Origin of the sequence: Enterococcus gallinarum, from assembly GCF_021496385.1 — a bacterium.
In the GTDB taxonomy this organism is placed as follows: Bacteria; Bacillota; Bacilli; order Lactobacillales; family Enterococcaceae; genus Enterococcus_D; species Enterococcus_D gallinarum.
On the sequence record NZ_CP050816.1, the window covers coordinates 1,247,684 to 1,262,999 of the forward strand.

Here is a 15,316-nt window from a genome sequence, read left to right on the forward strand (position 1 = left end):
TGCATTTGAATTTTTTTAACTAGAAAGGAATGTGAAAAAATGGAAATCAAAGAAGAAAACAAACGTTTTGCCTTATACGATGACGGCAAAGAAATAGGAGAAATCACCTGGCAAGAGGCGCCAGACGATGTGTTGGTGGTTGATCATACATTTGTTGATTCTGCGTATCGCGGTCAGAATTTAGCACAAAAATTACTGAATGCGGTGGTAGAAAAAGCGCGCCGCGAAGATCGAAAAATCATGCCAGTTTGTTCATTCGCTGTCAAAGAGTTCAAAGAAAAATCAGAATATGATGATGTATTGGCTCGCTGAATTTCGGTAGAAAATGATTGAGACAACAGTCGTGCAACAACGATCTTTATGTTGCTGTACGGCTAGTGTCTTTTTTTGTTCTGGGATTTAGTAGTTGTCTTGTTTGGATGCAGGGAACATCGCCATAGCATCAATAAAATATACTGGAAAAAAGGTCCCGAATGTGGTAGAGTTAGAAGGACGATTCTAGCAAGCAAGGAGGAGCTATCGTGTACAATATATTATTAGCAGCAGTGATTGTGATTTCTGTGATCATGGTTATTACGATTATGATGCAACCAAGCAAACAAAATAGTGCTGCCAGCGCGTTTACGGGTGGAGCAGACCAATTGTTCGGTAAACAAAAAGCGCGTGGATTTGAAGCGGTAATGCAACGTTCAACTGCCATTTTAGGCTTTGTATGGATGGTCTTGCTATTTCTTTTGGCCTATTTGTCATCAAAATAATTGGATGAAATTTGGAACCTCTCGGCTGCGAGGGGTTTTTTCTTTGCCAAAAATCTTATGAACGCATTTATCGTTGAAATCATCGAACTATGGTAGAATTGGACGTGAGGTGAAACGAAGAAATGAAGAATTTTAACCAACCAAAACCAGTGTTTGCTCCCCACGGAGATCGGGCAGTGATTTTGTTCCATGCTTATTCTGGTAGTCCCAATGATGTGCGGATGCTTTGCCGGTTTTTAGAACAAAAAGAGTATACTGTTTATACACCGATGTTTTCGGGTCATGGGACAACAAACCCTGAAGATATTTTGAATCAAGGGATTCAACAATGGCGAGCAGATGCCAAAGCAGCGATTGAATTTTTGAAAGAAAAAGGTTACCAAAAAATTGCTGTGTTGGGATTGTCAATGGGAGGCATTTTTGCCATGAACAGTTTGACACAAGCGGAACCTGCGCTAATCGGTGGTGGGCTATTCTGTTCACCGCTCTTTGAAACAAAGAATGATGTGCCGCGAAATTTTGAAAAATATGCAGAAATGATTCTGCAATACTCTTCTTATTCATCCGAAGAGCAGCAAATGATTTTGGCTCGCGTACCGCAACAAGTCAGAGATCAGCTGCTAAAAATTGAATCGATTGGGCAAGAAACAGCAACTAATCTTGACACGATCGATGTGCCTGTTTTTCTTGCACAAGCAGGAAGAGACCGTATGATCGATCCCCAGACGGTTTTTCGCACAGCAGCAGCATTGTCTCATGTGCCCTACACATTACAGTGGTATCCACATAGTGGACATGTAGTGACTGTCGGCCCAGAACGAAAAAAATTAGAACAAGATGTTTGGGCTTTTCTGGAAAGCCTCGCTTGGGAAGGGTAAAAAATGAAAGAGACGATTAAAACAAAAATTATTCAGTTCATGGAAGAAAGCCGCAAGAAAAGCTTTTCCATGGAAGAAATTGCCGAAGCATTGCAACTGCAAAAAAGCGAGGATTTCAAAAATCTTGTTCAAACAGTAGCCGCAATGGAACGAGAGGGGAGCATTCTCTTCAATAAGAAAGGCAAAGTCAAATTGCCAATGCAGCGAGTCTTAGTTGAAGGAACATTCCGAGCAAACGAACGAGGCTTTGGATTTGTGAGTATCGATGAGGAAGAAGAAGACATCTATATTCCTAAAGAATCGACTGGCTATGCGATGGATGGAGATACAGTTGCTATCGACATACTTCATGCTGCTGATCCTTTTTCCGATAAAGGGGCAGAGGGCAAAGTCGTTGAAATCCGCAAACGGGCAGTCACACAAGTTGTCGGTGAGTTTACACTCTTTGATGAAGCGGAGATCCAAGAAACAGACCTCTATGGAGTCGTTCAGCCAAAAGATAAAAAAATGAATGAGTTAAAAGTATTCATCGGTGCAGAAGGCGTTCGTCCGGTAGATGGCAGCATTGTGATCGTTGAGATCACTCACTATCCGGAGAAAGGCTACTCTAAAAGCTTGGAAGGACTAGTCAAAAAAGTAGTTGGTCATAAAAATGATCCTGGAATGGATATTTTGTCGATCGTCGTAGCTAACGGTATTCCGACAAAGTTTGAAGAAGCAACATTAGCGGAAGCTGATGCAGTTCCTGATGCCATTGATCCGGCACAATTCCCAGAACGTCGTGACCTGCGGGAACAATTGATTGTCACGATCGATGGGGCAGATGCGAAAGACCTTGATGATGCGGTCACCGTTCGTAAATTAGCCAACGGCAACTTTTTCTTAGGGGTCCATATCGCAGATGTTTCTTATTATGTGACAGAAAACAGTGCCCTAGACAAGGAAGCTTTTGAACGAGGCACCAGCGTCTATCTGACCGATCGGGTCATTCCTATGATCCCTCAGCGGCTGTCAAATGGTATCTGCTCACTGAATCCTCACGTTCCGCGGTTGACAATGAGTTGTGAGATGGAAATCGATTCTTCAGGTAAAGTGATCAAACATGAGATTTTTCAAAGCATCATTCAAACAACAGAACGAATGACTTATCAAGCAGTAAATGAAATCTTGGAAGACCAAGAGCCTGAGACAATGGTGCGTTATGCCTCGCTTGTTCCGATGTTTAAGGAAATGGCTGAATTGCATCAAATCTTAGAAGCGATGCGCGTTCGGCGGGGGGCAGTTTCTTTTGAGGATCGTGAAGCCAAAGTATTGGTTGACGAAGCAGGGCATCCTCAGGACATCCTTCTTCGCGAACGAGGAGTTGGCGAACGATTGATTGAGTCCTTTATGCTGGCTGCTAATGAAACAGTGGCAGAGCATTTCAACAAACGTCGATTGCCGTTCATTTATCGGATCCATGAAGAACCAAAGGAAGAAAAAATGCGGCGCTTTTTTGATTTTGCTTCTGCGTTAGGAATTGTTGTCAAGCAGACAAAAGGCTCCATCACGCCCAAAGATCTACAAAAAGTCGTGGAAGATGTTGCAGATAAACCTGAAGCGATGGTGGTCAACACCATGCTGTTGCGAAGTATGCAACAAGCAAAATATTCTGAAGATAACTATGGGCATTATGGACTGGCTGCAGACTACTATACCCACTTCACATCACCGATCCGCCGATACCCCGATTTGATCGTTCATCGGCTGATTCGTTCATACAGTACTGATCCGTCAGAAAGCAATCAAGAAAAGTGGGAGCAGAACCTTCCAGATATTGCTTTACACAGTTCACAAATGGAACGAAGAGCAGTGGAAGCAGAACGTGAAGTAGATGCTCTTAAAAAAGCTGAATTTATGGCCGATAAAGTAGGAGAAGAGTTTGATGGGATTATTAGCTCAGTAGTAAAATTCGGACTTTTCGTGGAGTTGCCGAATACCATCGAAGGGTTAATCCATATTACTGCATTGAAACAAGATTACTTCCATTACTTGGAAAACCACCTCGCATTAGTAGGTGAACGTACTGGGCAAACGTTTAAGATCGGACAAAAAGTTCGCATCAAAGTAATCAAAGCGGATCCAGAGACTCGCGAAATCGATTTTGAATTGATTGAAGCAGAAGAAGTCGTACGAATCCAACAGCCTAAAAATAAGCAAAATAAAGAAAACAAACAGCGAAGACAAACCTCAGATCGACAGAAAAAAGAAAATTTACGGGGAAAATCTTCTCGTAAAAAGAAAAAAAACGGAAATTCAAAAAAGAAACCTTTCTATAAAGGAATTAAGAAAAAGTAGGAGGGATGACCGTTGCCTAAGGGAGAGGGCAGACTAATTGCCCAAAACAAAAAAGCTCGTCATGACTACACGATCCTTGATACGATCGAAGCAGGGATCGTGCTGCAAGGAACTGAGATTAAATCGATCCGCAACAGTCGGATCAATCTAAAAGACGGCTTTGTTCGTATCCGTAATGGAGAAGCCTATTTGTATAATGTTCATATAAGTCCTTATGAACAGGGGAACATTTTTAATCATGATCCTTTGCGTACAAGAAAATTGTTACTGCATAAAAAGCAGATTGCTCGGTTAATCGGTGAAAGCAAAAATACAGGAATGACCATTGTTCCGCTAAAAGTTTATATCAAAGATGGTTATGCCAAAGTTTTGATCGGCTTAGCCAAAGGAAAACGCGAATATGACAAGCGAGAAACCCTAAAACGAAAAGATCAGGAACGGCAAATTGATCGTGCTCTTAGAAACTTTTAATCTTCTAAGAAGTTCTTTTAGAATCATTTAAAGTGTATTGCTTTGAGATTAGGGAAAAATTTGGTAGCATTTAAGGCAAAGGTACTGATGTACCAAGCTTTTCATGAAATTTCACGACAGTGTTTCAATTAAGTTTTTTTTCGAATTTTGGCAGAAAAACTTTTTTGTCTAATTTTCTTGAAAATACTTTGAAATTTTCTTGTCGTGGTGGTATGATACCGATTGTTATGAGAGGAAACGCATTGTAACACCAGATATTTTCTGGAGATGACAGGAAAAGAGGTGAGAAAGATTGGATGAAAAATCGCTTATGTTTCACATCGGTCCGATTTGGTTTGATGGAACTGTAGCAATGATGACAATCATTTCTTGTATAATTGTTTTTTTGGTGGTGTTCATTTGTACACGAAATTTGCAAATGAAGCCAAAAGGGAAGCAGAACTTTATTGAATGGGTCATTGATTTTGTTCGCGGAATCGTAGCTGACAATATACCAGGATCGCAAGTGAACAACTTTCATTTGCTGGGTGTAACAATGTTTCTTTTTGTGTTTGTGGCGAATGAAATTGGGCTGGTCACAAAGATCGTGACAGCTGATGATGTCTCTTTATGGAAGAGTCCCACAGCGGATCCTTTTGTCACCTTGACACTTGCACTTATGGTTATTAGTTTGACACATTTCTTTGGTATCAAAACGCTTGGTTTCAAAAACTTTATGATCAATTCTTACTTAAAACCAGTTGGTTTCTTATTACCATTGAAAATTATCGAAGAATTTACAAATGTTATTACTTTGGGCTTACGGCTTTATGGGAATATTTTTGCTGGAGAGGTCTTGTTAGGGTTGATAGCGAATATGTTCACAAGTCTAGGTTGGTGGTCATTGCCTATCGCGATGCCGCTTGAAATGATTTGGATTGGCTTCTCATTGTTTATAGGCGCCATCCAAGCCTATGTATTTGTCACATTGACCATGGTATTTATGAGCCACAAAATCGTGGCGGAACACTAATCAAAACAAACACTTTTAGGAGGAAAAACAATATGAATTTCATCGGAGCAGGATTAGCAATTATCGGAGCAGCAATTGGTGCAGGTTATGGTAACGGACAAGTAATCGCCAAAACGATCGAATCAATGGCACGTCAACCTGAAATGTCAGGTCAATTACGTTCAACAATGTTTATCGGGGTAGCGCTAGTCGAAGCTGTGCCTATTTTGGGGGTAGTTATCGCGTTGCTATTAGTCTTCCAAGGCTAAACGTGAAAAAGGCAGAAACGAACAATGCACTCGTTTTTGCTTTTTTAAATGAGAGAATTACTTTCAGAAAGGAAGAGTCGTTATGCTAAATCACTTGGTTCTAGCAGAAGTAAAAAATGCTATGCTTGGCAATATTATTCTTGTCAGCGGCTCAATTCTTCTTTTGCTATTCTTGTTGAAACACTTTGCATGGGATGCCATTAGTAGCATGATGCAAAAACGGGAAGAAAAAATCGCCAATGATTTGGATTCAGCGGAACAATCCCGCTTGAATGCAGCGAAACTGGAAAAAGAACGCCAAGAAAAATTGGCCAATTCCCATTCAGAAGCTGCGGAGATCATCAAAAGCGCCAAAGACAGCGGAGAATTGAGTCGCCAAAATATTTTGAACGAGACCAAAGAAGAAGTTTCTCGTTTGAAAGAAAAAGCTCACTCAGATATCACGCTTGAAAAAGAAGCTGCGTTAAAAGAAGTCAAAGATGATGTTGCAGATCTTTCACTTCAAATCGCAGAAAAAATCTTGGGCCGTGAATTGACTCCCGAAAATCATGAATCTTTAATTAATCAATATATCGAAGGATTAGGTTCAGTCAATGAAACTCGATAAATTTACTGTAGGTAAACGCTATGGCAAGGCGTTGTTCGAATTGGCGATGGAAGAACAACGAGCTGAAGCTGTTTATCATGAGTTGATGACACTACGTCAGATTTATCAAGAGATTCCGATGTTTGGCCAAATCGTGACCGATAATCGTTTGGATCTTCATGAAAAAAGAAAACTTGTTGATCAGTTATTTAATAACTTTGATGGATTAGTCAAAAATTTTCTTGAGATCGTGTATGAATATAATCGTATGGACGACCTATTGCTGATCATTGATGAGTATGAACGCCGCTATGACGAGCAGCAAGGTTTAGTCAGTGGTACGGTGACCACAGCAGTTGCATTGTCGTCAAGTCAAAAAGAACAATTGTCGAAACAAATCGCACAGACGCTCGGCTACCAGAAAGCAGTGCTTTCAGAAAAAGTTGATCCAGCCATTTTAGGTGGGGTCATCGTGGAAGCCAATCATCAAGTGATCGACGGTAGTATTAAGAGCCAACTGGATTATCTGCGACAACAGATCGGCAGATAAACAAGAGATAAGAGGTGAATCGGATGGCCATCAAAGCAGAAGAAATAAGTGCCTTGATCAAAGAACAAATCAAAAATTATCAAAATGAACTTTCTGTAGAAGAAATTGGAACAGTCACATACGTAGGGGATGGGATCGCCCGGGCTCACGGATTAGAAAATGCGATGAGTGGAGAATTGCTTGAGTTTTCAAACGGTTCTTACGGTATGGCCCAAAACTTGGAATCCAACGATGTAGGGATCATCATCTTAGGTGAATTTGAATCCATTCGTGAAGGTGACAAAGTAAAACGTACTGGAAAAATCATGGAAGTTCCTGTTGGGGATGCCTTGATTGGACGAGTAGTGAATCCGTTAGGACAACCAATCGATGGCTTAGGTCCAATCGATACAGATAAATCTCGTCCGGTAGAAGCAGCTGCACCTGGTGTTATGCAACGTAAATCCGTTTCAGAACCAATGCAGACTGGATTGAAAGCCATTGATGCTTTAGTTCCAATCGGACGCGGACAACGTGAATTGGTCATTGGTGACCGTAAAACAGGGAAGACAACCATCGCAATCGATACGATCATCAACCAAAAAGGTCAAAATATGATCTGTATTTATGTAGCGATCGGTCAAAAAGATTCCACGGTTCGTGCACAAGTAGAAACATTGCGCCGTTATGGTGCGCTTGACTATACGATCGTGGTATCAGCCGGTGCTTCTCAACCTGCACCACTATTATATATCGCCCCTTATGCTGGAGCAGCAATGGGTGAAGAATTCATGTATAACGGTAAACACGTTTTGATCGTTTTTGATGATTTATCAAAACAAGCCGTTGCTTATCGGGAACTTTCCTTACTACTTCGTCGTCCGCCAGGTCGTGAAGCTTACCCAGGGGACGTTTTCTACTTGCATTCTCGCTTATTGGAACGGGCTGCAAAATTAAGTGATGAACTAGGCGGAGGCTCAATGACTGCCTTGCCATTCGTTGAAACCCAAGCAGGAGATATCTCTGCTTATATTCCAACCAACGTGATCTCCATTACAGACGGACAAATTTTCTTAGAAAATGACCTGTTTTATTCAGGTGTTCGCCCTGCCGTAGCTGCCGGACTTTCCGTTTCACGGGTTGGGGGTTCTGCACAAATCAAAGCGATGAAGAAAGTGGCTGGAACATTGCGTTTGGACTTGGCAAGTTACCGCGAGTTAGAAGCCTTCACGCAATTTGGTTCTGATTTAGATGCCGCTACTCAAGCAAAATTGAATCGTGGACGTCGGACTGTTGAAATTTTGAAACAAAAACTGCATGAACCATTAGCAGTTGAAAAACAAGTGGTTATCTTATACGCATTGACGCACGGATTCCTTGACAGTGTGCCAGTAAATAAAGTATTAGACTTTGAAGCAGAATTGTTTGAATACATTGAAGCAAATCAAGCAGATGTGTTTGAAACGATTCGTGCAACGAAAGACTTGCCAGAAGAAAGCTTATTAGATGACACAATCAAAGCATTCAAAGATATTTTCATGGCTGCAAATACATCACGTGTTTCAGCACAAGACAAAATGTCAACAATGCAAAATGCATAAAAGAGGTGAGAATGAATGGCTGCTTCATTAAATGAGATCAAGCAACGAATTGCCTCAACCAAGAAAACCAGTCAGATCACAAACGCCATGCAAATGGTTTCGGCTGCTAAATTGACTAAATCAGAAGCACACTCAAAACAATTTCAAGTCTATGCAACGAAAGTGCGTGAGATCGTTACTCACCTTACTGCGCAACAACTCTCAGATCTTGCAGCTGCTGGACCTAAAGAGGGCGTCAATTACAACAGTATGCTTGTTAGTCGTCCTGTAAAGCGCACTGGCTATATCGTCATTACTTCAGATGGCGGTTTAGTCGGTGGCTACAACAGTTCGATTTTGAAACAAATGATGACGATGCTGGACGAAGATCATGCTCAAGATGAAGAATATGTTATGATCGCCATCGGTGCGACAGGAGCAGATTTCTTTAAAACACGAGGAATCAAGTTAGCTTATGAGTTGAGAAATCTTTCCGATCAGCCAAGTTTTGACGAAGTGCGTAAAATTGTTACCTTAGCTACAACGATGTATCAAAATGAAGTATTTGATGAACTATATGTTTGTTATAACCATCACATCAATTCGTTGACGAGCCAATTTCGCGTGGAAAAAATGCTGCCTATCTCAGATTTGGATCCAGAAGAAGCAGAAAGCTATGAACAAGAGTATTTGTTTGAGCCTTCAAGAGAAGCAATTTTGGATCAGTTGTTGCCGCAATATGCTGAAAGCTTGATTTATGGTGCCATTGTCGATGCCAAAACAGCAGAGCATGCTGCTGGAATGACTGCGATGAAGACGGCAACAGATAATGCCAAAAATATTATTGGGGATTTGACGATTTCTTATAACCGGGCACGTCAAGGAGCAATCACCCAAGAAATTACTGAAATTGTTGCGGGGGCATCCGCGTTAGAATAATTTCGAGAACGAATGGAGGAATACGAATGAGTTCAGGCAAGATTGTTCAAGTCATTGGTCCCGTTGTCGACGTGGAATTCTCTCTAGACCAATCCTTACCAGATATCAACAATGCGTTGATCGTTTACAAAAAAGACGAGAAAAAAACAAAAGTAGTATTGGAAGCCGCTTTAGAACTAGGGGATGGTGTGATCCGCACCATCGCAATGGAATCTACAGACGGTTTGCAACGAGGAATGGAAGTCATCGATACAGGTGCCTCAATCTCTGTCCCTGTAGGAACAGATACTCTAGGCCGAGTATTTAATGTACTAGGCGATACTATCGACTTGGAAGCACCATTCCCAGAAGATGCCAAACGTAGTGGTATCCACAAAAAAGCCCCAGATTTCGATGAATTGTCAACAAGTACAGAAATCCTTGAAACTGGGATCAAAGTTATCGATTTATTAGCTCCTTACTTAAAAGGTGGTAAAGTCGGCTTGTTCGGTGGTGCCGGTGTTGGTAAAACCGTATTGATTCAAGAATTGATTCACAATATCGCTCAAGAGCATGGGGGAATTTCAGTATTTACCGGTGTTGGCGAGCGGACGCGTGAAGGTAATGACTTGTATTATGAAATGAAAGAATCAGGCGTTATCGAAAAGACAGCCATGGTTTTCGGTCAAATGAATGAACCACCAGGTGCCCGGATGCGGGTTGCTTTGACTGGTTTGACCATTGCTGAGTATTTCCGTGACGTTGAAGGTCAAGATGTGCTCTTGTTTATCGATAATATTTTCCGTTTCACACAAGCGGGTTCTGAAGTATCTGCCTTGTTAGGCCGGATGCCATCAGCCGTTGGTTATCAACCAACTCTAGCAACTGAAATGGGTCAATTACAAGAACGAATCACTTCTACGAAAAAAGGATCTGTAACATCGATTCAAGCCATCTATGTGCCAGCCGATGACTATACTGACCCAGCGCCAGCAACTGCATTTGCCCATTTGGATGCGACAACGAACTTGGAACGTAAATTGACTGAACAAGGGATTTATCCTGCGGTAGATCCATTGGCTTCATCATCAAGTGCATTAGCTCCTGAAATCGTAGGGGAAAAACACTATGAAGTAGCAACCGAAGTTCAGCATGCGTTGCAACGTTACCGTGAATTGCAAGATATCATCGCGATCTTAGGGATGGATGAATTGTCAGATGAAGAAAAGACTCTCGTAGCGCGTGCGCGTCGAATCCAATTCTTCTTATCACAAAACTTCCACGTAGCGGAACAATTTACAGGACAACCAGGTTCTTATGTGCCAGTTGAAGAAACCATCAAAGGATTTGCTGAGATTTTAGAAGGTAAATACGATGATCTTCCTGAAGAAGCCTTCCGAAGTGTAGGTCGAATCGAAGATGTAATTGAAAAAGCAAAAGCACTAGGTTATTAATAAGCAACCATAGAGAAAGAGGGGAACCTCATGGATCAATTTTTAACGGTTAATGTGGTGACACCTGCTGGTTTGGTGTATGAACACCATGCCAAAATCGTGGTTGCACGAACGACAGATGGAGAAATCGGGATCTTACCGCAACACGCGCCGATCATCGTGCCTTTGGCTATCGATGAAGTTCGAGTGAAACGGATCGATTCCGATACTCACGTCGATTGGATCGCTGTCAATGGCGGAATCATGGAAGTGCGGGACAATGTAGTTTCAATTGTAGCCGATAGTGCTGAACGTGATCGTGATATCGATGTTTCTCGTGCTGAACGTGCCAAACAGCGTGCCGAAAAGCAAATCGAAGAAGCAAAACAAGTGGAAGATATCGACCAATTACGACGTGCGACTGTTGCTTTGCATCGTGCAATCAATCGAATCAATGTGTCAAAACATTCCTAAGCGAAGACCAGTGGTCTTTGCTTTTTTTATCTCAAAAACGTTTTAAAGTCTTTTTAAAGTCTTCCAATGAAAGTTTCAAGAAAGAATATTTTGGCTCTTTTAAATTTTGTGGTATGATAGTAACGTTCAGATGTGAAAAGGAGAATCGAGGATGCAAGTTTACGGAGTAGATGCGATTTTTCGTATCGTCAGTCATTTAGCATTTATCTATTTAGCGTTTTGGGCGTTGCAGTCTTTGCGGATCGATGCTTTTTTTAAAGCCTTACAAACGACGCAAATACGGATGGTCATGGTCTTTTTAGCAATTGCTTTAGGCTATACTGCTAGCACTTTTTTCCTTGAACTGATTGCATTATGCCGTAATTTATTTTTAATAGGTTTTTAAGAAATTCAATAATACATGCAGGTTGTGCGATTGTATGCTATAATTGTCAAGATTTTGTGTATGATTCAACTGCATTATTTGGAGGGAACAAAATGGAAGAGATTATCGTTCAAGGTGGTAATCGTTTAATTGGAACTGTCAAGGTTGAAGGTGCAAAGAATGCCGTTTTACCTATTTTAGCAGCAAGTTTGTTAGCAGAAGAAGGAACAACGACTTTAGAGAATGTACCGATTTTATCTGATGTTTTGACAATGAATGAAGTGATCCGTCATTTAAACGTCGAGATTGCTTTTGATCAATCAAAAAATACCATTACAATGGATGCTTCCCGCGAATTAGCTATTGAAGCACCGTATGAATATGTTAGTCAAATGCGTGCGTCAATCGTTGTTATGGGACCTTTATTAGCCAGAAATGGTCATGCGAAAGTTGCAATGCCAGGAGGTTGTGCTATTGGCAAACGACCAATTGATCTGCATCTCAAAGGATTCCAAGCTCTGGGAGCTGAAATTATTCAAAAAGATGGCTACATAGAAGCGATTGCTAGTGAGTTAAAAGGAAATACGATCTACCTTGATTTTCCGAGTGTAGGTGCTACTCAAAACATCATGATGGCAGCAGTCAAAGCCAAAGGAACGACGATCATTGAGAACGTCGCTCGAGAGCCTGAAATCGTAGATTTAGCGAACATTTTAAATAAAATGGGCGCAAAAGTCTTTGGTGCTGGGACAGAAACCATGCGCATTGAAGGCGTCGACCATTTGCATGCGGTTTCTCATGCGATCGTACAAGACCGTATTGAAGCAGGAACTTTCATGGTAGCTGCTGCAATGACAGAAGGCGATGTGATTATCAAAGATGCAATTTCTGAACACAATCGTCCACTGATTTCAAAATTAACTGAAATGGGTGCTAAAATCACTGAAGTTCCAGAAGGGATTCGGGTAGTTGGACCTAAAACAATCAAAGCAACTGATGTAAAAACGATGCCTCATCCAGGTTTCCCAACAGATATGCAAGCGCAAATGACTGCGATTCAAATGTTGGCTGATGGGACTAGCATCGTGAATGAAACGGTTTTTGAAAATCGCTTCCAACATTTAGAAGAAATGCGCCGTATGAACGGTCATGTTAAAATTGACGGAAACATCGCTGTGATCGAAGGCGGCCACGAATTACAAGGCGCGCTGGTTTATGCAACGGATCTACGAGCGGCAGCAGCTTTGATTTTATTAGGCTTGCGTTCAAACGGATTGACTCGTGTCCGTAATCTGAAGTATCTTGACCGTGGCTATTATAAATTCCACGAAAAATTGCAACAGTTAGGTGCTTCTGTTGAGCGGGTAACAACTTCTGAAAAAACAGCACCAGTAACCGTTTAAAGAGGAGATGCGACCTTGAAGCTTAATCGATATATTTTAACTAGTTTGGTAAAAATTTTGTTGGTTATCTTATTGGCGATCCTGCTCTTTATTGCCGGCACTATGATCGGCTATGGTATCATTGGAGACGGTATGCCGTTAAAAGTGTTCTCGCCTCATCTATGGAACCATATATTGGACTTCATGAAGTAAACAAAGCTGAAACTAGAATGGAGCACATTGCTTTATTCTAGTTTTTTTCAATTCTATAAATAGAAGAGAGAGGAGTATGAGATGTGAGCAAGCTTTTGATTGGATTTGTTCGGCTGTATCAGCGATTCATCTCTCCCTTATTTCCCCCTAGCTGTCGCTATTATCCTACGTGTTCGTCCTATATGATTCAGGCGATCCAAGTACATGGGGCAGGTAAAGGAAGTTTGATGGGAATCTCGCGAATTTTACGTTGTCATCCCTTTGTAAAAGGGGGAATCGACTACGTACCTCAGCGCTTTACACTAAAACGAAATACCCAAGATCAGGAGCAGCCTACTTATCACTATCGCAAAAAATAAACTCTTCAAACTGCAGGGGTAGGCAGGAATGAACGGAGTAAAGGAGCAAAACGATGATTCGAGCTTTATCACCAAAAGAATCTTTGCCATGGCCGCTATTACTGGATGCTGATCCAGAAAAAGAAGCGGTAGATCGATACATACAAGCCAGTGAGATTCTTGTTTTTGAAAATGAGCAGCAGATCGTAGGAGTGATTGTTTATCAACTGCAAACAGCAGGATGGGAAATCATGAATGTTGCTGTTGCACCGGAAGCACAGAATCAAGGAATCGGTGGTCGTTTACTGACCGCAGCGTTAAGTAAGATTGCTGCAACAAAAACTACGGAAACTCTTTGTGTAACTATCAAAACTGGTAATCTTCCTTCCGCAGCGTTAACACTTTATAAAAAAATGGGTTTCATTGAAAAAAAAGTAGTCAAAAACTATTTTGTCGATCATTACAAAGAGCCCATTTATGAGAACGGCATTCTACTTACTGATCAAGTGATTTTAGAGAAAATTCTCTAAAAAGCATCTCGCGCACTTTGACTTCATTTGAAAAATGGGTTTTGTCCGCCATTCATGTTACTCTGAATCAAATCATTTAGAGCGCGTTATTGTCCTTTTCAACGAAATCAACAGAAATCGCTTTCTTAACTGAGGAAAGTACAGTAAAATAAGGGAGACAACTGAGTGAGAAAGGAATGTTGAGATGACATTACTAGTATTTGATATGGGCGGTTCTGCAGTGAAATATGGATTATGGCAGGACGAACAATTAAGTGACAAAGGACAATTTGCGACGCCTGATACTTGGCAAAAAATGAAAGAAGAGCTCAAAGCAATTCGAGATAGCATTAAAAAACCTCTTGAAGGCGTTGGCATTAGTGCGCCAGGAGCGGTGAATGTTGCACAGCAGCAGATCAATGGGATCAGCGCCATTCCATATATTCACGGATTTAATATTTTCGCTGAATTGGAAGCGTTATTTCAATTGCCAGTCACTATTGAGAATGATGCCAATTGTGCCGGAATGGCAGAATTTTATCAAGGCGCTGGGAAAGATTTTGACACGGCAGCATTCATCGTGATTGGTACTGGGGTCGGCGGAGCACTTTTTCAACAAGGAAAACTGATCAAAGGCGCCCATCTTTACGGCGGCGAGTTTGGTTTGATGGTTCTTGATAAAGGCAAATCTTTTTCACAGTTAGGGACGGCTGTTCAAATGGCTTGGCGTTATTGTGACCGAATCGGTGTGGACCGCAAAACGATCAGTGGCGAGGAAGTCTTTCGTCGAGCAGAAGAAGGTGATATTATCGCCAAAGAAGAGGTAGACAAATTTTATCGCTATTTGACTGAAGGGTTATTCAGCATCCAATTTGCTTTTGACCCTGAAGTATTGATTATTGGTGGCGGAGTCAGTGCAAAAGCAGGATTGTTGCCAGAAATCAATCAACGAATGAAGAAAATGCTGGCAGCACAAGACTTAAATGACTTTGTTCCACTGATTAAGCTTTGTGATTATCGAAACGATGCCAATCTAGTTGGAGCGGCAGCTAATTTCACCGCACAAGTGCTGAATTGATTCAGCGCATTGTTGCTGCCATTTTTTTCAATTTTAAACATAAACCTTGAATCAACAGATACACAAGTTGTGATCACTTTGGAAGAGTGGTCACAACTATTTTTTTCGGAAATCGATTACAATCGCGACGCATCAATCTTTATTTTTTTTAAAATAATTTAAAGTATCTGAATAAAGAAAATATTCTGATAATTCGTTGACATTTTCC

The 15,316-nt window shown here is 41.2% G+C and carries 19 protein-coding genes; all 19 read left to right on the plus strand.

All coding sequences use genetic code 11. From position 1 onward, the window contains the following. The first annotated feature begins 9 nt into the window (after nucleotides 1–9). The 19 genes from HED61_RS05965 (at nucleotide 10) to HED61_RS06055 (ending at nucleotide 15,108) form a co-directional block, all read left to right on the plus strand. Entirely contained in the window at nucleotides 10–312 is a 303-nt protein-coding gene (locus HED61_RS05965; RefSeq protein ID WP_257602534.1) for a GNAT family N-acetyltransferase, read from the plus strand. Nucleotides 313–521: 209 nt separating this feature from the next. Then, a complete protein-coding gene (secG, locus tag HED61_RS05970) occupies nucleotides 522–758 on the plus strand; it encodes a preprotein translocase subunit SecG (RefSeq protein WP_003127578.1) in 237 nt (78 codons plus the stop codon). Nucleotides 759–880: 122 nt separating this feature from the next. Beyond that, nucleotides 881–1,636, plus strand: coding sequence for an alpha/beta hydrolase (locus HED61_RS05975; protein ID WP_219645589.1), 756 nt, complete (start codon nucleotides 881–883; stop codon nucleotides 1,634–1,636). 3 nt (nucleotides 1,637–1,639) lie between these two features. Next, nucleotides 1,640–3,973 (plus strand): ribonuclease R, encoded by a 2,334-nt coding sequence (rnr, locus tag HED61_RS05980; RefSeq protein ID WP_176333177.1) that lies wholly within the window; start codon nucleotides 1,640–1,642, stop codon nucleotides 3,971–3,973. A gap of 12 nt (nucleotides 3,974–3,985) precedes the next feature. After that, entirely contained in the window at nucleotides 3,986–4,444 is a 459-nt protein-coding gene (smpB, locus tag HED61_RS05985) for an SsrA-binding protein SmpB (protein ID WP_003127581.1), read from the plus strand. A gap of 292 nt (nucleotides 4,445–4,736) precedes the next feature. Further along, nucleotides 4,737–5,456: a F0F1 ATP synthase subunit A gene (gene atpB / locus HED61_RS05990; RefSeq protein WP_003127582.1), complete on the plus strand. Its 720-nt coding sequence runs from the start codon at nucleotides 4,737–4,739 to the stop codon at nucleotides 5,454–5,456. A 32-nt stretch (nucleotides 5,457–5,488) separates the two neighbouring features. After that, nucleotides 5,489–5,704 (plus strand): ATP synthase F0 subunit C, encoded by a 216-nt coding sequence (atpE, locus tag HED61_RS05995; protein ID WP_003127584.1) that lies wholly within the window; start codon nucleotides 5,489–5,491, stop codon nucleotides 5,702–5,704. 82 nt (nucleotides 5,705–5,786) lie between these two features. After that, a complete protein-coding gene (gene atpF, locus HED61_RS06000; protein WP_003127585.1) occupies nucleotides 5,787–6,311 on the plus strand; it encodes a F0F1 ATP synthase subunit B in 525 nt (174 codons plus the stop codon). Continuing rightward, the gene (gene atpH, locus HED61_RS06005) at nucleotides 6,298–6,840 is read left to right on the plus strand and encodes an ATP synthase F1 subunit delta (protein ID WP_005471844.1); all 543 of its coding nucleotides are present in this window, start codon (nucleotides 6,298–6,300) and stop codon (nucleotides 6,838–6,840) included. Before atpF ends, atpH begins: the two co-directional genes overlap by 14 nt. A 23-nt stretch (nucleotides 6,841–6,863) precedes the next feature. Continuing rightward, nucleotides 6,864–8,420 carry a F0F1 ATP synthase subunit alpha gene (atpA, locus tag HED61_RS06010; RefSeq protein ID WP_003127587.1) on the plus strand — a complete coding sequence of 519 codons (1,557 nt, stop codon included), beginning with the start codon at nucleotides 6,864–6,866 and terminating at the stop codon, nucleotides 8,418–8,420. A gap of 15 nt (nucleotides 8,421–8,435) precedes the next feature. Beyond that, nucleotides 8,436–9,338: a F0F1 ATP synthase subunit gamma gene (locus tag HED61_RS06015; RefSeq protein ID WP_003127588.1), complete on the plus strand. Its 903-nt coding sequence runs from the start codon at nucleotides 8,436–8,438 to the stop codon at nucleotides 9,336–9,338. Between the two features lie 26 nt (nucleotides 9,339–9,364). Continuing rightward, nucleotides 9,365–10,771: a F0F1 ATP synthase subunit beta gene (atpD, locus tag HED61_RS06020; protein ID WP_003127589.1), complete on the plus strand. Its 1,407-nt coding sequence runs from the start codon at nucleotides 9,365–9,367 to the stop codon at nucleotides 10,769–10,771. A gap of 30 nt (nucleotides 10,772–10,801) precedes the next feature. Beyond that, nucleotides 10,802–11,224 (plus strand): F0F1 ATP synthase subunit epsilon, encoded by a 423-nt coding sequence (locus HED61_RS06025; protein ID WP_003127590.1) that lies wholly within the window; start codon nucleotides 10,802–10,804, stop codon nucleotides 11,222–11,224. A 151-nt stretch (nucleotides 11,225–11,375) separates the two neighbouring features. Further along, nucleotides 11,376–11,609 (plus strand): DUF1146 family protein, encoded by a 234-nt coding sequence (locus HED61_RS06030; RefSeq protein WP_219645588.1) that lies wholly within the window; start codon nucleotides 11,376–11,378, stop codon nucleotides 11,607–11,609. Nucleotides 11,610–11,701: 92 nt separating this feature from the next. Continuing rightward, nucleotides 11,702–12,991 (plus strand): UDP-N-acetylglucosamine 1-carboxyvinyltransferase, encoded by a 1,290-nt coding sequence (murA, locus tag HED61_RS06035; protein ID WP_003127592.1) that lies wholly within the window; start codon nucleotides 11,702–11,704, stop codon nucleotides 12,989–12,991. Nucleotides 12,992–13,006: 15 nt separating this feature from the next. Further along, nucleotides 13,007–13,183, plus strand: a complete 177-nt coding sequence (locus tag HED61_RS06040) for a DNA-directed RNA polymerase subunit beta (RefSeq protein ID WP_005471848.1) — start codon at nucleotides 13,007–13,009, stop codon at nucleotides 13,181–13,183. Nucleotides 13,184–13,266: 83 nt separating this feature from the next. Next, nucleotides 13,267–13,542 (plus strand): membrane protein insertion efficiency factor YidD, encoded by a 276-nt coding sequence (gene yidD, locus HED61_RS06045; RefSeq protein ID WP_003127593.1) that lies wholly within the window; start codon nucleotides 13,267–13,269, stop codon nucleotides 13,540–13,542. A gap of 53 nt (nucleotides 13,543–13,595) precedes the next feature. After that, nucleotides 13,596–14,051 carry a GNAT family N-acetyltransferase gene (locus tag HED61_RS06050; RefSeq protein WP_003127595.1) on the plus strand — a complete coding sequence of 152 codons (456 nt, stop codon included), beginning with the start codon at nucleotides 13,596–13,598 and terminating at the stop codon, nucleotides 14,049–14,051. 184 nt (nucleotides 14,052–14,235) lie between these two features. Next, nucleotides 14,236–15,108, plus strand: a complete 873-nt coding sequence (locus HED61_RS06055) for an ROK family protein (protein WP_003127596.1) — start codon at nucleotides 14,236–14,238, stop codon at nucleotides 15,106–15,108. The last annotated feature ends 208 nt before the right edge of the window (nucleotides 15,109–15,316 follow it).